We start from the raw sequence: 18,274 nt of genomic DNA, 5'->3' as shown, positions 1-18,274 counted from the left end.
AGAATAGTAATAGCCCGAAGCTCAGCCATATAGCGATGGCAGAGAGCTGAAAGTGTAAGTTAAAGCGGGCTGGGATTAATACAAAGATAGCAAAAAAAGACCACTTTTCTTGTAAGAGCTCTCAGATGGGCGCCTGTCCCCTATTGCTGGTATGATTAATTATCATTTACTTTGCATTTCAAAGCACTTTATAGATAGTGTCGCTAGTTGGATTTTATAAGAACTATTTTATTTGCTTCCTGCTGCTATTTGCCCTTGAATTCATAATTGGCACTTGGTTTCATGATCAAATAGTCCGCCCATACGGTGGTGACTTTTTAGTTGTAATGCTGATATATTGCCTGGTTAAAAGCTTTGTGAATGCCCCGGTTATACAAACTGCCTGTTGCGCGCTGGTATTTGCTTACCTGGTTGAACTATCTCAATATTTCCATTTAGTTGCTATACTTGGCTTGCAGCATTCTAAAGTCGCCAGGATAATATTAGGTACACAGTTTTCTACTGTCGATTTGTTTGCTTATACGCTTGGCATTCTATTGGTGCTATTTATTGAAAATGTTAAACGTTGTTTAAAAAGCTTTTAAAACGATGGAAGATTACTTTGTAAGAAAGGATTCAATCGTCAGAACCATTTGGGGGAAGGCAGATACTGTTCTTTTTATTTTTGCTGGTGCCGCAGCTGAATTCGCGCTGAACAAAGCCGTCGACTGGCTTTATTTCACAGGTAAATTACCAGAGGATCCGCTCGGAAGATTATTTTCTACCGTTGCCTATGCAAGCCGGATCATATTTTCCGAAACAGACCCGGCGTTAAAAGCGATAGACCAAATAACCGGCATACATAAAGGTGTTGAAAATAAACGCGGAGCGCAAATTCCAGACTGGGCCTATCTTGACGTGCTGTTTTTGTTGATAGACTATTCCATCCGGTCGTTTGAGTTGCTGGAACGACGGCTTACTGAGGTTGAAAAGGAGGAGGTATTTAATGTATTCAACCGTGTTGGGAGTCGAATGCACTTAACAGGACTGCCACAAAATTATATGCAGTACTGCACTATGCGACAGGATTACCTACGCAAAAATCTCATAAATAGCGAATTTACAACCGACTTATACAAGCAGTACAAAACACACTTAGGCGCATTAAGGTATGTGATTTTGAAACAGGTGCAGTTAATTCTGGTACCTGCTGAAGTAAAGGAAAAACTGTTGTCACAAAAAATCGCATGGATTAAACCACTCCTTTTGTCATACAAGCTTTTGCGTATAGTTAAATTAGAGGGTGGGCTAAAAAACGCATTGTTACCGCCTGCTTACCGGGAGAGAGTTCAAGGCTTAAACTACGCAAATTAGCGGGGCATGTCGGGCTTCCTTTAAAGCCATTAAAAATTTATACCTGGCATAAGTATAATATGATTAAACATATACAAACTTAAGCCAGGTATGATCGGTCATCAGTTTTATATAAAACTAATGATTAATGCGAACAAGTTGCAGACTACCAGCCAGAACCTTTTTTAGCAGCTCCGCTTTTTATGTGTTCTTCAGCAGTTGCCTTGCCCATAATTGCAGCCATCTTGTTACCGGCGCTGTCTTTTCCTGTTGCAATGTACCTACCTGATTTAATATCAATAACAGGATCGATCATTGGTACATTCTTAGTTTTTGTTTTTACTGAATAAGCAGTAATGCCATTTGTTGTTGCCATGATAAGTTTTTGTTTTTTTTAAGTTAAACCCTTGTTTGGGCATTTTGTTTTATAAATTGGTTTCAACTAATATAGTTATTCAAAATATATCTATATCTGGGTGGCAAGTTATATAATTATGCTTAACAAACAAATTTAACTTAACGGTGCTTAATTAATAGTTATTAACAATAGCTGCTTCGATTTAGCAAACAGGCTTTACGTTATGCTAAAAATTATATAAAATGTGTTAAATAACGGTCGGATTTGCTTATAATTGAAAACAATTTACAACAATTAATCAATTAAATTATGGGAAAAAGAGACTCAAGTATCCTGTACCTCGTGTTAGGTATTTACTCGCTAATGGTTAACTGGTACTACAATCATAATCTTATATTGCTTTTAATCAGCTACATATTCTGGCCGTTATATCTTATTTACGAATTGCTCACAGGCCACCTGTCAGGCGGAATGTGGAAGGAGATCCCGTTATCCTATTTTAAATAGTTTTTTTAGCTGTAAAGCCGCAAAATCAGCTGTCCTAAAATGTTAATAAAATTGGCCCATAAAAGGGCCAATTGTTAAAAAATGTAAAAAACGAAATACTTTATATTAAATTTAGCTAAAAGTCGTTCCTTTGCTAAATAATCATATATGAAGAAAATTTCACTTATTGCTATTTTGTTATCGGGCCTTTTATTTCTGGAAAACTGTAAAAAAGACACAGTAGTCGCCACCTCAGTCTCAACCTCCTTAATGATCGCTAATATACGGGACACTTCCTGGTACACTGATACTGTAACATCAACGTTAGTATATAACTCCGCTGCTAAAACAAAAACCTTCACTTGCGAGGGCACTGCCAATAGCAAAAAAGTAACCATATCCCTCACACGACCTTCATCTTCAAATACCAGCGGCTTTCCGTTGGGTACATTTACAGTTGATGCCACGCCTAACCTGCAAATGGCATTTTTAACGCCCAAAAGAGATTCGAACGGTAATATAGTTTATACGCCTAACGGCGTTATTCAGCCGGGGTCGGGTACGGTTGTTGTTAGCACGGTAGATTCTGTTAAGAATAAGATGACCGGAACTTTTAACTTTACAACTGTTGTAAACAATTACGACAGTAGTGGCAATGTGATATCACTTACTGTGGTGGCTGTTTCTGGCGGTGGATTTAACGGGGTCCCTTATACGTTTACTTCAAATTAAAATATTTTATCCTTCAGGATACTTAATAAAGGCATGGTGACGCTGTTACCGTGCCTTTTTGCTTTAGCGCCATGTGTTCCAAAACACATATTTTAAGAATTGTTACCTTTGCAAAAATTTAACTGAATGCCACCTAAAAACAAAGCCGTTTTTTTAGACCGCGACGGAGTGCTCAACCAGGAAATGGGTGATTACGTACGCAGAATTGAAGATTTCCATATCCTTGACAATTTCAATGCATTGAAATCGCTGCAGGACAAAGGCTATATGCTGTTAGTGGCCACCAACCAGGGTGGCCTTGCAAAAGGCTGGTATAGCGAAGATGAGCTAGCTAAAATGCACAACAGCCTAAAAAAAGTATACCATGAACACGGCGTTGAATTAACTGACTTTTTTTACTGTCCGCACCATCCTGCTTTTACAGGCGACTGTGACTGCCGCAAGCCAAAGCCGGGTTTATTACTGCAGGGAATTGAAAAATACAACCTCGATCCGGCAAAATCATATTTTATCGGCGACAGGGAAAGAGACATTGAGGCCGGCACAGCCGCTGGCGTAAAAGGCATTCTGATTAACAGCGACCAGCCAATTAGCGAAGTACTTTACTTAATTGAGTGAGGGTTGGAATAAGTTGTAGACGTTGTAGTGGTTGTAAGTGTTGAAAGCGCTTTTATTGTTATGGGCCATTATTAGCGGTTCATATTTATTTCTTTTTTTACAACCTTTGTAACCTTTACAACAACTACAACTTTTACAACCCTTAACAACATGAACGGTAAACGCTATTTAAATAATCTCGATTCATTAATAGCCGCCATTATTGGTTTTATAGTTATCTACCTGTTCACAAAGTACAGCGGAGTCGGCATTTCGCCCGATTCAATTATGTATGCCAGTACCGCAACTAATATCCAGGCTCATGGGTCGTTGTTGACTTTTAACAAGGGGCCGCTTGTTTTCTTCCCGGTATTCTACCCGTTTTTTCTTTCCATTATCCAATTTATAACAAGAGTTGACCCCATTGAAGCCGGTGCCATGATCAACGCAACCTTATTTGCAGCTGTGATATTTACCAGCGGCTGGATCATGGAGAAATTCATCTCGCATTCGCGGATTTATAAATGGCTCATATTGATCGCCATAATTTTAAGTCCCGGATTGCTGGAGATCTATACCTACCTGTGGTCTGAAACTTTATTCATTTTTGAGATCCTGCTCTTTATTATTGCTTACTGGAAATACCTGCAAACACACAGCACAAAAGCTTTAATATGGGTTGCGGTTATCACGGCAATCAGCTTTATTACCCGTTATGCAGGCGTGACAGTTGTAGGTGCTGGCGGGTTGATGTTGCTGCTGGATAATAAACTGACCATCAAAAAGAAGATCAGTCATATTTTAATATTTGGTTTTATTTCCATTTCGCTGATAGTTGGCAATTTGGTGCTAAACAGGATAAATTCAGGCTTAAGCACGGGCACGCGGTATCCGTCAATCACCCCATTTAAAGATAACCTCTATTATTTTGGCACTGTAATTTGCGACTGGGGCAGTTTAAGCAAAGCTGCATATCCCTTTGCTGCTGCTATTACTTCAATAGTTTTGCTGGCTTTAATCGGTATTTTGCTTTGGAAGGCTTTTAAAGGCCGCATAAACAGCTATGAGAACATTGTAATTGCATTTGCCATAGTTTACGGACTATTTATAGTGATCTCGGCTAGTATTTCCCGTTATGAACGCATCAATAGCCGCTTGCTTTCGCCGATGTTTATTCCGTTACTTATATCGTGTACCAGTTGGGTTCCTGATGTATTGATACTGGTTAAATCGAAAGCCAAGTATGCCCTGGCATCAGTTGCAATTATTTTGATGCTGGCCTTTGAGTATTTCACAGTTTTAACTGATTATCAGCGCTATGATGATGAATGTGACTACGGCGTGCCCGGTTATAGCGACGACGACTGGAATAAGTCGGAATTTATAGTGTATTTAAGACATCATAAAGATTTGTTTAAGCCCGGCATCCCAATCTATACGGATGCTGATGAAGCAGTTTACCTTTTTACCCGGATGTCGTCTACCGTGATACCGCATAAGGAACCCAAAGCCGGTGTAGAGAAATTTTACGCACAAAAACGATTCTATTTGATCTGGTTCACCAATCTGTATAACACTGAGCTAATCAGCCTGCCGGATATCATGAAGAACAAAAAGCTGGTAAGAATTGGCGGCGCAAAAGAAGGTGATATTTATTACTACGAGGGCAACTAGGTAATATGAAAAGAAGGAGATTCCTGCAAAATGCCGGTATATTAGGTATAGCGCCGCTGGTATCTTCTTCCATTCCAGTTGATGCGGAGAGTTTTCCATCATCCGCCACAAATACCCGAAAACTTTGGGTTAACTATCTCGAAAAACTGGCTGATCCGGTATTGACTGCACTTGCAGCTGATCAGCTTAAGGAAAAAATGCCTGTAGAGGCAAGGGAATCATCGCTGGTTAATGATCGGGCAAAATATACGCATCTCGAAGCCTTTGGGCGTTTGCTTGCAGGTATTGCACCGTTTTTGCAGTTGGATGAATTAAATCCCACAGAAAAAAAACTCCAGGACAAATATTTCAAACTCGCATTAAAGGGAATAGAAAACGCCACAAATCCAAATGCCCGGGACTATATGAACTGGGGTGATGAGGGCGGCCAGCCGTTGGTAGATGCTTCCTTTTTCGCCTATGCACTTGTGCGTTGCCCGAAATTATGGAGAAGTGTGGATGGTGATGCGCAGAAAAACGTTGTCGCCTGCTTACTGAAAACCCATAAAATTAAGCCGCCCGAAAATAACTGGCTGTTATTCGCCGCGATGATTGAAGTGTTTTTCATCACTGTAAACGAACCATTTGACTTGCCGCGGATAACATATGCCGTAAAACGTCATGAGGAATGGTACAAAGGCGATAGCATGTATGGCGACGGGGCAGAGTTCCATTGGGACTATTACAACAGCTTTGTGATCCACCCCTACCTTTCTGATGTGTTAAAGATAGCAGTTGTTAAAAATGCAGATTTCGAACCTATCCAGAAAAAAGTACTGGCCCGTAATTTAAGATATGCCGTTATCCAGGAGCGCTTAATAGCGGCCGACGGCACTTATCCAATAATAGGCAGATCGATAACATACCGTACCGGCGCTTTTCATCATTTGGCCAATATGGCGCTGCAACATCAATTGCCTGAACAGATCAAACCGCCGCAGGTACGTTGTGCACTAACCTCGGTAATAAACAAATTCACAACATCCAAAGATTTGTTTGATGATAATGACTGGTTACGCATTGGATTATACGGACATCAGCCATTATTGGCGGAAAGCTATATTTCAACGGGCAGCTTATATCTTTCCTCTGCAATATTACTCCCCTTAGGCCTGCCTGAATCCGATCCATTTTGGAGTGCCCCGGATGAGGACTGGACAGCCAAAAAGATTTGTAATGGCGTAGATTTGCCGGCAGATCACGCATTATAAATTCCGGAATTAAATTTTGCCGCGTGAACTAAACAATAATCAAATCGAAATTTAATTTTGATTTAATAAACAGTTGCCTATATTTGCGCTCAATATCTATCGTTTTACTATACAAAAAAATGAACGGTTATACATTATATCATTTGCACCTGCACCATCACCACCATGTGGTGATTAGATAATGTATGTTTCTACGCGAAATAACAACCCTCCGTTTATATTTTTATTATAGTTCCTTTAAACTCAATCAGTGAAAACACTTAAAATAGCGATCCAAAAATCGGGTCGGCTCAACGAAAAATCCGTTGAATTATTAAAAAATTGCGGCCTTAATTTTGAAAATTATAAGAGCTCGCTTATCTCCCCTGTTTCAAACTTCCCGCTCGAAATTCTTTTTCTGCGTGATGATGATATCCCGGAATATGTTCAGGACGGCATTGCCGACCTGGGTATAGTTGGTGAAAATGTAATTGAAGAAACCGAGGTTAAGGTTAGCTACCTGCAACGCCTTGGCTTTGGCAAATGCTCGCTTAAAATAGCTGTGCCAAATACCAACAATATTCAAAGCCTGGCCGATTTGAACGGCAAATCCATCGCCACCACCTACCCTGTTATACTGGGTAAATTCCTTAAGGAACAAGGCATAACATCTGATATCCGTACTATATCGGGCTCGGTTGAAATTTCACCCGGTCTTGGCTTAAGCGATGCTATTTGCGATTTGGTATCAACAGGCGGCACGCTGAAAAGCAATGGGTTAAAGCCATTTGCAGATGTAATGTCGTCAGAAGCGGTATTGATCGGACGTAAGGGAAGTGAAGATGAAGATTTGGTAAAGGAGTTGATCCAGCGAATCCAGTCTGTACTGCGTGCAAAGGAAACCAAATACGTAGTTTTGAACGTTCATAAGGATAATCTGTCGGCAGTTACGGCTTTATTACCAGGCGTTAAAAGCCCATCGGTGGTGCCCTTGGCTGAAGAAAATTGGGTTGCTGTACACACCGTTATCCCTGAACGTGATTTTTGGGACAGGATTAGCCAGCTAAAACAAGCCGGCGCACAAGGTATTGTGGTAATGCCGATAGAGAAGATAATACTATAAAGGCGAAGCCCCCCGGCCCCCTAAAGGGGGAGCAAAAGGCGGACGGGGTATAGAAATAATTAAAACAAAGCGGACATAACACCCCTTTAGGGGGTTTGGGGGCGTGAACTATGAAGGTATTCAACTATTCCGATTTAAGTAAATCTGAGATCCAAAAACTGGTTCAGCGCAACGTTGACCCGGCAAATGAAATCCGTGCTATAGTTGAGGATGTGATTGCGCATGTTCAGCAAAACGGGGACAGTGCTTTACTTGATTATGCTTTAAAGTTTGACAAAGTTGAGCTGGATAAGCTTTATCTTGATAAAAATGAACTAATCGAAATTGCCTCGACTGTTACCAACGAGCAAAAGGCGGCATTAAGAATAGCTTACAACAATATCTACAAGTTTCATGCTGCGCAGCTTAAAGGTGAGGACAAAGTAGAAACCATGCCTGGCGTAACCTGCTGGCGCGAATTAAGGCCGATTGAAAAAGTTGGCTTGTATATTCCCGGCGGCTCAGCGGTTTTACCAAGTACCTTTTTAATGCTGGGTATTCCTGCAAAAATTGCCGGATGCGGTGAAATAGTAGTTTGCTCTCCCCCACAAAAAAATGGGAGGGTAAATGCCTTTATAGCTTACGTTGCTTTGTTGCTTGGTGTAGATAAAATCTACCTCGCTGGTGGTTCACAGGCAATTGCCGCAATGGCTTACGGCACCGAAACAATTACAAAGGTTGATAAGATTTTCGGTCCTGGAAATCAGTTTGTAACTAAGGCTAAAACTATTATTCAGTCAACTACAACCACCGCTATTGATATGCCTGCAGGGCCTTCAGAAGTATTGGTTATAGCGGATGAAACGGCCAACCCTGTTTACGTTGCTGCCGATTTACTGGCACAGGCAGAACACGGCATGGATAGTCAGTCGATATTGGTTTGTACATCAACCAAAATTACTGAAGAAGTTTTGGCTGAGCTCGACAAGCAATTACCTGTACTGCCCCGCGCCGAAATTGCTAAAGTAGCTATGGTTAATTCATACATCGTTGTAGCGGATAATCTTTCCAAAGCAATGGACTTTAGTAACGCTTACGCACCCGAGCACCTGATATTGGCTACAGAAAACTGGCAAAGCATCACTGCGAATATCATTAATGCAGGTTCGGTTTTTCTCGGCAACTTAACTCCGGAAAGCGCCGGCGACTATGCATCGGGAACAAACCACACCTTACCAACAAGTTCTTATTCAAGGGCGTACTCCGGGGTATCAGTTGATTCGTTTGTAAAGAAGATCACATTCCAATACATCACACCCGAAGGTATTCAAAATATAGGCCCATCGGTTGAGATATTAGCGGAATTGGAGGGCTTGCATGCGCATAAGAATGCGGTGACAGTGAGAAGGTTTGAACCATGATTCATAAGATTTAAGGATTACCTCGATAAAAAAAAAGATCAAGACAATCCTTAAATCAGGCAAATCAAGGTTCAGAAAGTAACAAAATAGAATTTAAGACAATGTTCAGCATAAATAACATATTAAGAGAAAATATTAAAAACCTAACCCCCTATTCATCCGCGCGCGACGAATACCAGGGTGAGGCAAGTGTTTTTTTGGATGCGAACGAAAATGCTTATGGCTCACCGTTGGAGCAGGCATATAACCGCTATCCGGATCCATTGCAATTTGAAGTTAAAAAACGTTTAACCGAGATTAAAGGCGTGCCACCACGCAATATTTTTTTAGGCAATGGCAGCGACGAGGCCATAGATATCCTGTTCCGCAGCTTTTGTAACCCCGGTGTGGATAATGTGATCCTGGTTCCGCCTACTTATGGCATGTACCAGGTATCCGCCAATATAAATGATGTAGCTGTAAAAAATGTGCCGCTTACAGAAGAGTTTCAGCTTAATTTGGACGGTATTGCCGAAGCCATTGATGAGCATACCAAACTCATCTTTATTTGTTCGCCTAACAACCCTACCGGCAATTCTATTGATCGTACTGATGTAGAAACTTTACTGGCTAATTTTAGCGGCATTGTTGTGGTTGATGAGGCTTATATCAATTTTAGTCGCCAAAAAACCTTTATACAGGAGCTTACAGAATATGCTAACCTTGTAGTATTGCAAACGCTTTCAAAAGCCTGGGGACTTGCGGGCTTACGTGTGGGAATGGCCTTTGCCAGCGAAGAGATCATCGAAGTGATGAACAAGGTTAAGCCACCGTATAACGTTAACGAAGCCTCACAACAACTGGCTTTACAGGCATTGGCCAATGTTGATTTAGTAAATCTTTGGATAAAGGAAACCTTACAACAAAGAGACCTGCTGGTTTTGGGTTTGAAGGACTTTGATTTTGTGGTAGACATCTACCCATCTGATGCTAACTTTATCCTCGTAAAAACTACAAATGCAAACGGCATATACGATTTCCTTGTTAGCCAGGGCATTATCGTTCGCAACCGTTCAAAAGTTGAACTTTGTGAGGGCTGCCTGCGCATAACAGTAGGTACCCCGGACGAAAACAACATATTACTCCAAACTTTACAAAATTTTAAATGAGCAATCTGCAAAAAATACTCTTTATAGATCGTGACGGCACACTTATAGAAGAAACCCCGGATGAGCAGATCGACTCATTTGCAAAACTTACGTTTTATGCCGGTGCCTTGCAATACCTGCCTAAAATCGCAAAAGAACTCGATTTCGAGCTGGTAATGGTCACCAACCAGGATGGTTTAGGAACAGCGTCGTACCCGGAAGACACCTTTTGGCCGGTGCAGAATTTTGTTTTAAAGACTTTTGAGAATGAAGGCGTAGTGTTTTCAAATATTTGTGTCGACCGTACCTTCCCTGCCGAAAACGCACCCACCCGTAAACCGGGAATTGGGATGCTGCTGCAATATTTTGACAGAGAGAAGTATGATTTAAAAGGTTCGTTTACAATAGGTGACCGTAAGAATGACGTATTACTTGGGCATAATTTAGGTGCAAAAGCAATCTGGCTGAACGATGGTTCAAACATGGGAAGTCATGAATTTAGCGGGCAGGTCGAGGAAGACGCCGTAAAAAGCACAGTAGCCCTCGAAACTACCGACTGGCAAAAGATCTACGAATTTTTAAAGTTGGGCGAACGGACGTTTGAACATCGCCGCAGCACCAAGGAAACCGACATCTACATAAAAATAAACCTTGATGGTACCGGCGAATCAAAAGTATCAACAGGCGTTCATTTTTTTGATCACATGCTTGACCAGATTGCACGCCACGGCAGCATTGATTTAGAAATTGTTGCTAATGGTGATCTGCATATCGATGAACATCATACGATAGAGGACACAGGCATTGCGCTGGGTGAAGTTTTTGCTTTAGCCTTAGGGAATAAAAAAGGGATCGAGCGTTACGGTTTTTGTTTGCCGATGGACGATTGCCTGGCACAGGCAGCCATCGATTTTGGCGGCAGAAACTGGATTGTTTGGGACGCTGAATTTAAACGGGAAAAAATAGGCGAAATGCCAACAGAGATGTTCTTCCATTTCTTTAAATCGTTCAGCGATGCCGCAAAATGTAACCTGAATATAAAAGCAGAAGGCGAGAACGAGCATCATAAAATTGAAGCTATCTTTAAGGCCTTCGCGAAGGCTATAAAAATGGCTGTGAAACGGGATGTGAATAAGATGGTTTTACCAAGCACAAAGGGATTACTGTAGAGGCCCCCTAGCCCCCTGAAGGGGGAACACAAGTGGATTATGAAAAAGCGGATGTTTTTAGGTGCAAGCAATCTGATCTTTAAAAATGCAGAGGCACTACGAAATAACATGACGGCTGCTGAAACGTTATTATGGGGGTATTTGAAGGGCAATCAACTTGGTGCGAAGTTTAGGAGACAACATCCTTTAGGAATTTATATTGCTGACTTTTATTGTCATCAGCATAAATTAGTGATTGAAGTGGACGGGAGTATCCATGAGGTTGCCGAGATTGCCAAAAACGATTTAGAACGACAACTTAATATTGAAAATGATGGTATCAGGGTACTTCGATTTAAAAATGAAGAAATATACAATCAACCAGAAAAAGTATTGGAGACAATAACGCAAGCTCTTAGCTCCCCCTTTAGGGGGCGGGGGGGGCTAGGCATCATTCGATACGGTGCCGGGAATATTTTCTCATTAACTGCTGCCCTGGAGCGGCTGGGGATTCCTTATGGGATGATCAATAAGGAAGAAGATTTTGACCAGTTCGATCGTTATATTATTCCGGGTGTCGGGCATGCGGGTGCGGCCATGCATAAACTGGAAAGTACCGGGCTGGTACCGGCTATAAAAGCGCTTAAAAAACCGGTTTTAGGGATTTGTGTGGGAATGCAATTGCTTACTTCATATTCTGAAGAAGGGGACTCTAATCTCCTTGATCTTTTCCCGATAAAGACTTTAAAATTCGCCGGCGGTACTGACCTTAAAGTGCCACACACCGGCTGGAACCAGGTTTACCCGGAGTTGGAGAATCCTTTATTTGAAAATATTCCGGGCGGTTCCCACTTTTACTTTGTACATTCATACTTTATTGAGTATAATAATTTATACACTTTATCGTCAACAACTTATATAAACAAGTTTTCGGCATCAATTATGCGGGACAATTTCTATGGTGTACAGTTCCATCCCGAAAAATCAGGCGCATATGGTGAAACATTACTAAAAAACTTCTCAAACATTTAAAAACATGTACATTATTCCTGCAATTGATATTTTGAACAAAAAGGTGGTGCGCCTGCGTGAAGGCGATTACCAACAGGTTACAGAATACGACGTTTCCTTAGAGGAAATGATAGAAAAATATCAATCAAACGGCACGAACTTTATTCACATCATCGACCTTAACGGCGCGAAAAATGATTTCTCGAACCAGGAGTATCTTTTTGATGTGATCCGTAAAACTGACATGAAAGTGCAATACGGCGGTGGTATCCGCAGCATTGAAAAAGTTAAGGAGTTGATAGACTCCGGTGTTCACCGGGTTATTGTTGGTACACAGGCGCTTACCAACCCAACATTTTTACCGGAACTAAGCAAAGAGATCTGCGGTAAAGATAAATGTTCCGACCAGGTGGTTATCGCCATTGACGTGTTGGACGAAGTGATCAAGTATTCCGGATGGATGGAAAGCTCGCCAATCAAGCTGATGGATTACGTCGATAAATGCCTGCAATTGGGTTTCTTCCGCTTTTTATGTACCGATATCGACAAAGATGGCAAGCTTGGTGGTGCCGGGATTAAGCTTTACGAAAAGCTGCTTGACCACTCCCCTTTTATTAAGCTGATTGCATCAGGTGGTGTAAGTTCAATGGACGATGTGGAGCAATTAAGCAGGATAAAAGTTGAATCGTGCGTGGTTGGTAAAGCAATTTACGAGGGTCACATCACTGTTGAAGACGTAAAAAACTGGAACCTGGATGCCCTAATTTCTATTTAGCCCCCTAGCCCCCTAAAGGGGGAACAGAAGTTTGTTATGAGAAAGCAAATGTTTATGGGAGCTGATCGGATTATTTTTAAGAATGCTCACGCGCTTAGAAATAACATGACTCCCGCTGAAATGCTGTTATGGGGATATTTGAAAGGCGGGCAACTTGGTACAAAGTTCAGGAGGCAACATCCCTTGGGAATTTACATCGCAGACTTTTATTGTCATCAGTATAAGCTTGTAATTGAATTAGATGGCACAATACATAATCTTACTGAAATAGCAGCACAGGATGTTGAAAGACAGCTTAATATTGAAAACGATGGAATAAAAGTTCTCCGTTTTAAGAATGAAGAAATATTTAATCAGTTACAAAAAGTTTTGGACACTATAACACAACACGTTTCTTACTCTCCCTTTAGGGGGCCGGGGGGCCTCGCAAAGCGAATTATCCCTTGTTTGGACGTAAAAGACGGCCGCACTGTAAAAGGTGTGAACTTTGTTGATCTGCGCGATGCAGGCGACCCGGTTGAGCTTGCCTGGAATTACTCGCAACAAGGCGCCGATGAACTTGTATTCCTGGATATTACCGCGACTGTTGAACGCCGCAAAACAATGGTTGAGTTGGTAAAGGCCGTAGCACGCCAAATAAATATTCCCTTTACCATTGGCGGCGGAATTAATGAAATAGCAGATGCAGACGCGCTTTTAAACGCCGGGGCAGACAAGATCTCCATTAATTCGGCAGCAGTGCGTAATCCGGCTTTAATTGATGAACTGGCGAGGGCATTTGGAGTACAGTTTGTAGTGATCGCGGTTGATACAAGAGTTATCGCCAATAAAAATATTGTACACTTAAACGGCGGCAGGCTACCAACTGAAAAGGAAACACTCGACTGGATTCTGGAGGCGGAAAGCCGTGGCGCCGGAGAGATACTTTTAACATCGATGGATCATGACGGCACAAAGGCTGGCTTTGACAACCATTTTTTAAAACAAGTGAATAACGCGGTTAATATCCCGGTGATTGCATCAGGAGGAGCCGGTTCAGTACAGCATTTTGTAGATGTATTTGAGCAAAGTAATGTTGACGCAGCACTGGCGGCTTCAGTATTTCATTATGGTGAGATTTTGATCCCGGATTTGAAGAAGATCCTGAGGCGGAATAATATTGAGGTGAGGGAAGTTTAAACATAACACTTTTGTCATTGCGAGGAGGTACGACGAAGCAACCTCGTAACTGTGCATGTCCGCAATGCATTCGACGAGGTTGCCACGCTATCGCTCGCAATGACAAATCCGTATATAAAATAATATGAACATCGATTTCAACAAAACAGACGGACTAGTTCCGGTTATTATACAGGATGAGCAAACACTTGAAGTGCTGATGCTTGGCTACATGAACCAGGAAGCTTACGATAAAACTGTACAGGAAAATATAGTAACATTCTTTTCCCGCTCAAAACAACGCCTTTGGACTAAGGGCGAAACCAGCAACAATTTCCTGCATGTAAAAAGCATCGACATTGATTGCGATAACGATACCTTACTAATAAAAGTTAAAGCCGACGGTCCTACTTGTCATACAGGCTCGCGTAATTGTTTTAAAACGGAATATAACCAGAACTTTATACTACAGTTGGAAGCCATAGTTGCCGACAGATATGAGAACCCACAAGAGGGATCATACGTTAATAAACTACGTAGCAAAGGTTTAAATAAAATCGCACAAAAGGTTGGTGAAGAGGGAGTTGAAACCGTTATAGCTGCCCTTGCAGAAACTGAAACGGACCTTATTAATGAAGCTTCCGATCTTGTTTTCCACCTGATAGTTTTACTCCGCGAAAAGGGGTTAAACCTGGAGCGGATAGCTAAGAATTTAGAGGAAAGACATAAGTAGTTGATAGATCATAGTTCATGGTTCATAGCCGAAAAATGCAGCTGCCATGACCTATGAACCATTAACCATGAACTAAAAAACATGCTCGTAGAAAAAATAGCTGAACTAACCGGCCACGGCAACCCGATATTTACGCTTGAGCTTTCGCAAAAGCCGGGCATTTTGTTTACCGGCGGTAACGACAAGGGGTTAGTGGAATGGAGCCTGAAGAACAATGCCTTCATTAAGGTAATGTTTCCGGTTGTGGCATCGATCTACGCTATTCATTGCCCGGTTGACTTACCTTTATTATTTACAGGCTTACGCAGCGGTGATGTTTTAGCTTTTGACTTCCTCAAACAGCAATTGCTTCCACCACTGAGGTATCATCAAAAACCCATATTCGATATTAAGTCTGTTAAACGGAAACAAGAGCTATTGGTAGCATCGGAAGATGGTTCAGTTTCTATCTGGAGCTTAACAACATTGGAACTGCTCCATACGGTAAAAGTTTCAGATGACACAATACGGTGTATCAGTGTTTCGCCGGATGAAAAGCAGGTGGCATTTGGCTGCAGGAACAACCAGATCCATATTTACGACCTGGATGACTATACGCTGATAAAAACGCTGCAAGGACATACCATGTCGGTTTTTTCGCTGCAATATTCGCCTGATGGTAATTACCTGGCTTCAGGCGGGCGGGATGCGCAGGTAAAGATTTGGGATACCGCAACGTACAGCCTTTTGTACAATATCCCAGCGCACTTGTTTGCAGTGAATAGCATTGCATTTCATCCCGCCCAACCCTATTTTGCTACCGGAAGCATGGATAAAAGCATAAAGATCTGGGGCGCTGATGATTTTAAATTATACAAAAATATTAGTCGGGAAAAAGGCTACGCCGGGCACCAATTATCCATAAATAAGCTTACCTGGAATAGCAATCAACTGCTATCTGTTAGTGATGATAAAAAAGTGATTGTTTGGGATATTAACTTTGGAGGTTAAAGGAGTCTTCTAACTGTAGTTAACTTGTGCGTGTAGCGTTTTTGATCTTCAGAGTAAATACCTTTCTGGTCAATACCATCTATCTTAACTTTTCCTGATGCATGAATTATCCGCTCATTATTGAGCATAATGCCCACGTGAACAATCTTTCCCTCCTGGTTCTCAAAAAAAGCAAGGTCGCCTAACTGGGCATCATGTAGCGAATTGATGGCATGCCCCTGCTCAACTTGCATACTGGCATCCCGCTTAAGGTTAATACCCTGCGAACGAAAAACAGCCTGCGTAAACCCGGAACAGTCAATCCCAAAATGGGTACGACCGCCCCACAAATAAGGCGCATTCAAAAAGGAGCTTGCTGTTATGGCTATATTTTCAGTCTCACCGATCTCACCTATTATCTCAAATTTTTCGTCCCCTATCCTGCAGGTAGTGCCCTCTAAAAAAGACAGTGAACTACCCACTGGTAAATAAAGTATACTATTATTGGTTATTTTCCAGGCTTGGGTTACCGCCCGGTGAGTAATTGGCGGCGGGGTTTGCCGAATGCGCTTATAGGCCAAATGGCCCAGCATATTAAATTGCAGCTTACCTATCCAGCCGGGATAATTATCAAGGGAGGTTATAATCTTTACCCAGCTATCCTTCCACTCGGTGATCTCAAACGTTTCCCCAAACAAAACCTGGGATACCTGCTCGCTCCTATCGTTTGCTTCAGCACGAAGGGGTATAACAGAAAGATTACAAATACCGTATTCCATATAAAAGTGAAGCTGTGTACGAAAGACCAGGTTTAATGTTTCGACATACAAAAAAAGGGAAAAGTATCATATACCATTCCCTTTTTCAGATTGTAACAGACTTGTTACTCTCCCATATGAAGCCATTCTTTCTTGGCCAGCAACTCTTCCTTCGTTTCACGAATATCTTCATCATCCACACAACAATCAACCGGACAAACTGCGGCGCACTGCGGTTCATCATGAAAACCAACACATTCAGTACATTTATCAGGAACTATATAATAGATATCATCAGATAATGCGGCTTGTGTTTCTTCCGCACTCAGCGTGTTCCCATCGCCAAAATCAATCACGCCCTTTAATCCCGTACCATCAGAAAAGCGCCAGGCAGCGCCCGCGTCGTAAATAGCATTATTAGGGCATTCCGGCTCACAAGCTCCGCAATTTATACATTCATCGGTGATTTTAATCGCCATCGTTCTTTTAATATTATAATCTCAATAACTTTGCCTGCTGTTAACAAACATGCAAATATAACAAAAAAAAGATTTTAAGGGTTTCAATCCTTACCATATATATGTCAAAATTTACTAAAACGCAATTAATAGAGATCTTTGCCACCCTTGGAAACCGCTTATCCACCCCTGACGAGGAGTTATTAGCATTAATAGAAACAGAAAAACAATACAACGCCTGGTTTACTCCAGAAAGCGTCACCGAAGCTATAGACGCTATCAGCAGGATGTTAAACAAGGAGGATCTAAGCACATGGTTGAACAATTATACCATTGAAGGCGATAGATCTATTAAAAAAATAGGGCTGATTTTGGCAGGGAATATTCCGCTGGTAGGTTTTCATGATGTTTTATGTGTGTTAATTTCTGGAAATTTTGCGTTGATAAAGACATCATCACAGGATTCCCGGCTTATCAAGCACATTTTACAGATCCTGGCTGATATCGAGCCATATTTCGCCGAACAATACAGTTTGGTTGAGCGGCTGGAGAACTTCGATGCCGTTATCGCTACCGGCAGCAATAACTCATCGCGCTATTTTGATTATTACTTTGGCAAAGTGCCGAATATCATCCGCAAAAACCGCAACAGCATTGCCGTGCTTACCGGTGATGAAACTACTGATCAGTTATCAAAGCTTGGGCATGATATTTTTGACTACTTTGGTTTAGGCTGCCGTAGTGTATCAAAGTTAATGGTACCGAAGGGATATCGTTTCAACACTTTTTTTGAATCTATCGAGTCATTTAACCCGATCATCCACCATAATAAATACAACAACAATTATGGTTATAACCGCTCTATATACCTGGTAGGTAACGAACAGCACCTGGACAACAACTTCCTGTTGCTAAAGGAAAACCCGTCACTATCCTCTCCCCTTTCTGTGTTATTTTATGAATATTATGATGACCTGCAATCGGTACAAGATCTTTTGCAGCAACAAAGCGACAACATTCAATGTATAGTTAGCGCTGCACCAATAAAATCTGGTAGCCAGGTAGTTGATTTTGGAATGAGCCAACAGCCCGCTCTATGGGATTATGCTGATAACGTGGATACGATGGGGTTCTTGTTGGGAGTTCATGGTTCATAGATCATGGTTCATGGCAAAATCTCAATGAAGCGGCTATGAACTATTAACC

20 protein-coding genes and 2 pseudogenes are annotated in these 18,274 nt (G+C 41.6%); 19 read left to right on the top strand and 3 right to left on the bottom strand.

Going from position 1 to position 18,274, the window contains the following annotated elements; genetic code table 11:
• Positions 1-197 precede the first annotated feature (197 nt).
• Positions 198-584 carry a ribosomal maturation YjgA family protein gene (locus KXD93_RS02270; protein WP_258135236.1) on the top strand — a complete coding sequence of 129 codons (387 nt, stop codon included), beginning with the start codon at positions 198-200 and terminating at the stop codon, positions 582-584.
• A 4-nt stretch (positions 585-588) separates the two neighbouring features.
• On the top strand, positions 589-1,353 hold the full coding sequence (locus KXD93_RS02265; protein WP_258135235.1) for an oxygenase MpaB family protein: 765 nt from the start codon (positions 589-591) through the stop codon (positions 1,351-1,353).
• A 145-nt stretch (positions 1,354-1,498) separates the two neighbouring features.
• Here the strand turns inward: KXD93_RS02265 and KXD93_RS02260 are convergent, their stop codons facing one another.
• Positions 1,499-1,708 (bottom strand): hypothetical protein, encoded by a 210-nt coding sequence (locus KXD93_RS02260; RefSeq protein ID WP_258135234.1) that lies wholly within the window; start codon positions 1,706-1,708, stop codon positions 1,499-1,501.
• A 291-nt stretch (positions 1,709-1,999) separates the two neighbouring features.
• Between KXD93_RS02260 and KXD93_RS02255 the strand changes: the two genes are divergently transcribed.
• The 16 genes and pseudogenes from KXD93_RS02255 to KXD93_RS02180 all read left to right on the top strand — a co-directional run bounded on the left by KXD93_RS02255 (position 2,000) and on the right by KXD93_RS02180 (position 15,873).
• The gene (locus KXD93_RS02255; RefSeq protein ID WP_258135233.1) at positions 2,000-2,197 is read left to right on the top strand and encodes a hypothetical protein; all 198 of its coding nucleotides are present in this window, start codon (positions 2,000-2,002) and stop codon (positions 2,195-2,197) included.
• Between the two features lie 147 nt (positions 2,198-2,344).
• Positions 2,345-2,908, top strand: coding sequence for a DUF6252 domain-containing protein (locus KXD93_RS02250; protein WP_258135232.1), 564 nt, complete (start codon positions 2,345-2,347; stop codon positions 2,906-2,908).
• 126 nt (positions 2,909-3,034) lie between these two features.
• A complete protein-coding gene (locus KXD93_RS02245; RefSeq protein WP_258135231.1) occupies positions 3,035-3,526 on the top strand; it encodes a D-glycero-alpha-D-manno-heptose-1,7-bisphosphate 7-phosphatase in 492 nt (163 codons plus the stop codon).
• A 150-nt stretch (positions 3,527-3,676) separates the two neighbouring features.
• A complete protein-coding gene (locus KXD93_RS02240; RefSeq protein ID WP_258135230.1) occupies positions 3,677-5,179 on the top strand; it encodes a hypothetical protein in 1,503 nt (500 codons plus the stop codon).
• A 5-nt stretch (positions 5,180-5,184) separates the two neighbouring features.
• Positions 5,185-6,429, top strand: coding sequence for a DUF2264 domain-containing protein (locus KXD93_RS02235; protein WP_258135229.1), 1,245 nt, complete (start codon positions 5,185-5,187; stop codon positions 6,427-6,429).
• A 250-nt stretch (positions 6,430-6,679) separates the two neighbouring features.
• Entirely contained in the window at positions 6,680-7,531 is an 852-nt protein-coding gene (gene hisG / locus KXD93_RS02230; RefSeq protein WP_258135228.1) for an ATP phosphoribosyltransferase, read from the top strand.
• A gap of 110 nt (positions 7,532-7,641) precedes the next feature.
• The gene (gene hisD / locus KXD93_RS02225; protein WP_258135227.1) at positions 7,642-8,931 is read left to right on the top strand and encodes a histidinol dehydrogenase; all 1,290 of its coding nucleotides are present in this window, start codon (positions 7,642-7,644) and stop codon (positions 8,929-8,931) included.
• Between the two features lie 101 nt (positions 8,932-9,032).
• The gene (gene hisC / locus KXD93_RS02220) at positions 9,033-10,079 is read left to right on the top strand and encodes a histidinol-phosphate transaminase (RefSeq protein WP_258135226.1); all 1,047 of its coding nucleotides are present in this window, start codon (positions 9,033-9,035) and stop codon (positions 10,077-10,079) included.
• Positions 10,076-11,227: a bifunctional histidinol-phosphatase/imidazoleglycerol-phosphate dehydratase HisB gene (hisB, locus tag KXD93_RS02215; protein ID WP_258135225.1), complete on the top strand. Its 1,152-nt coding sequence runs from the start codon at positions 10,076-10,078 to the stop codon at positions 11,225-11,227. The genes hisC and hisB overlap by 4 nt, the downstream gene beginning before the upstream one ends.
• A 39-nt stretch (positions 11,228-11,266) precedes the next feature.
• Positions 11,267-11,611 (top strand): annotated as a pseudogene (locus tag KXD93_RS02210) (endonuclease domain-containing protein); the annotation flags it as partial.
• Positions 11,609-12,238 carry an imidazole glycerol phosphate synthase subunit HisH gene (gene hisH, locus KXD93_RS02205; protein WP_258135695.1) on the top strand — a complete coding sequence of 210 codons (630 nt, stop codon included), beginning with the start codon at positions 11,609-11,611 and terminating at the stop codon, positions 12,236-12,238. The pseudogene KXD93_RS02210 and the gene hisH, both read left to right, overlap by 3 nt.
• Before the next feature lie 4 nt (positions 12,239-12,242).
• Positions 12,243-12,992: a 1-(5-phosphoribosyl)-5-[(5-phosphoribosylamino)methylideneamino]imidazole-4-carboxamide isomerase gene (locus tag KXD93_RS02200; protein WP_258135224.1), complete on the top strand. Its 750-nt coding sequence runs from the start codon at positions 12,243-12,245 to the stop codon at positions 12,990-12,992.
• A gap of 36 nt (positions 12,993-13,028) precedes the next feature.
• Positions 13,029-13,373 (top strand): annotated as a pseudogene (locus KXD93_RS02195) (endonuclease domain-containing protein); the annotation flags it as partial.
• Positions 13,371-14,171 carry an imidazole glycerol phosphate synthase subunit HisF gene (hisF, locus tag KXD93_RS02190; protein ID WP_258135694.1) on the top strand — a complete coding sequence of 267 codons (801 nt, stop codon included), beginning with the start codon at positions 13,371-13,373 and terminating at the stop codon, positions 14,169-14,171. The pseudogene KXD93_RS02195 and the gene hisF, both read left to right, overlap by 3 nt.
• 124 nt (positions 14,172-14,295) lie before the next feature.
• Entirely contained in the window at positions 14,296-14,883 is a 588-nt protein-coding gene (gene hisIE, locus KXD93_RS02185; protein WP_258135223.1) for a bifunctional phosphoribosyl-AMP cyclohydrolase/phosphoribosyl-ATP diphosphatase HisIE, read from the top strand.
• A gap of 81 nt (positions 14,884-14,964) precedes the next feature.
• Complete coding sequence (locus KXD93_RS02180) at positions 14,965-15,873, top strand: WD40 repeat domain-containing protein (RefSeq protein ID WP_258135222.1); 909 nt, start codon at positions 14,965-14,967, stop codon at positions 15,871-15,873.
• Here the strand turns inward: KXD93_RS02180 and KXD93_RS02175 are convergent.
• Entirely contained in the window at positions 15,870-16,631 is a 762-nt protein-coding gene (locus KXD93_RS02175) for a C40 family peptidase (RefSeq protein WP_258135221.1), read from the bottom strand. The two genes, KXD93_RS02180 and KXD93_RS02175, sit on opposite strands and share 4 nt — an antisense overlap.
• A 104-nt stretch (positions 16,632-16,735) precedes the next feature.
• Complete coding sequence (locus KXD93_RS02170; RefSeq protein WP_073400611.1) at positions 16,736-17,089, bottom strand: 4Fe-4S dicluster domain-containing protein; 354 nt, start codon at positions 17,087-17,089, stop codon at positions 16,736-16,738.
• A gap of 101 nt (positions 17,090-17,190) precedes the next feature.
• Here KXD93_RS02170 and KXD93_RS02165 point away from each other — a divergent pair, with 101 nt between their 5' ends.
• The gene (locus KXD93_RS02165) at positions 17,191-18,225 is read left to right on the top strand and encodes an acyl-CoA reductase (protein ID WP_258135220.1); all 1,035 of its coding nucleotides are present in this window, start codon (positions 17,191-17,193) and stop codon (positions 18,223-18,225) included.
• Positions 18,226-18,274: the final 49 nt, after the last annotated feature.

It is taken from the genome of Mucilaginibacter phenanthrenivorans, assembly GCF_024721155.1.
Taxonomy (GTDB): Bacteria; Bacteroidota; Bacteroidia; order Sphingobacteriales; family Sphingobacteriaceae; genus Mucilaginibacter; species Mucilaginibacter phenanthrenivorans.
Note: the sequence above shows the minus strand (reverse complement) of the source record. Positions and strands in the feature narration are given on the sequence as shown.

Excerpts from the sequence above, each read along its gene's own strand:
- KXD93_RS02240 (WP_258135230.1), top strand. The coding sequence starts at position 3,677 with ATGAACGGTAAACGCTATTTAAATAATCTCGATTCATTAATAGCCGCC.
- hisB (WP_258135225.1), top strand. The coding sequence starts at position 10,076 with ATGAGCAATCTGCAAAAAATACTCTTTATAGATCGTGACGGCACACTT.
- hisD (WP_258135227.1), top strand. The coding sequence starts at position 7,642 with ATGAAGGTATTCAACTATTCCGATTTAAGTAAATCTGAGATCCAAAAA.
- KXD93_RS02165 (WP_258135220.1), top strand. The coding sequence starts at position 17,191 with ATGTCAAAATTTACTAAAACGCAATTAATAGAGATCTTTGCCACCCTT.
- KXD93_RS02265 (WP_258135235.1), top strand. The coding sequence starts at position 589 with ATGGAAGATTACTTTGTAAGAAAGGATTCAATCGTCAGAACCATTTGG.
- KXD93_RS02175 (WP_258135221.1), bottom strand. The coding sequence starts at position 16,631 with ATGGAATACGGTATTTGTAATCTTTCTGTTATACCCCTTCGTGCTGAA.
- KXD93_RS02170 (WP_073400611.1), bottom strand. The coding sequence starts at position 17,089 with ATGGCGATTAAAATCACCGATGAATGTATAAATTGCGGAGCTTGTGAG.
- hisC (WP_258135226.1), top strand. The coding sequence starts at position 9,033 with ATGTTCAGCATAAATAACATATTAAGAGAAAATATTAAAAACCTAACC.
- KXD93_RS02255 (WP_258135233.1), top strand. The coding sequence starts at position 2,000 with ATGGGAAAAAGAGACTCAAGTATCCTGTACCTCGTGTTAGGTATTTAC.
- KXD93_RS02260 (WP_258135234.1), bottom strand. The coding sequence starts at position 1,708 with ATGGCAACAACAAATGGCATTACTGCTTATTCAGTAAAAACAAAAACT.
- KXD93_RS02250 (WP_258135232.1), top strand. The coding sequence starts at position 2,345 with ATGAAGAAAATTTCACTTATTGCTATTTTGTTATCGGGCCTTTTATTT.
- KXD93_RS02235 (WP_258135229.1), top strand. The coding sequence starts at position 5,185 with ATGAAAAGAAGGAGATTCCTGCAAAATGCCGGTATATTAGGTATAGCG.
- KXD93_RS02245 (WP_258135231.1), top strand. The coding sequence starts at position 3,035 with ATGCCACCTAAAAACAAAGCCGTTTTTTTAGACCGCGACGGAGTGCTC.
- KXD93_RS02200 (WP_258135224.1), top strand. The coding sequence starts at position 12,243 with ATGTACATTATTCCTGCAATTGATATTTTGAACAAAAAGGTGGTGCGC.
- hisIE (WP_258135223.1), top strand. The coding sequence starts at position 14,296 with ATGAACATCGATTTCAACAAAACAGACGGACTAGTTCCGGTTATTATA.
- KXD93_RS02180 (WP_258135222.1), top strand. The coding sequence starts at position 14,965 with ATGCTCGTAGAAAAAATAGCTGAACTAACCGGCCACGGCAACCCGATA.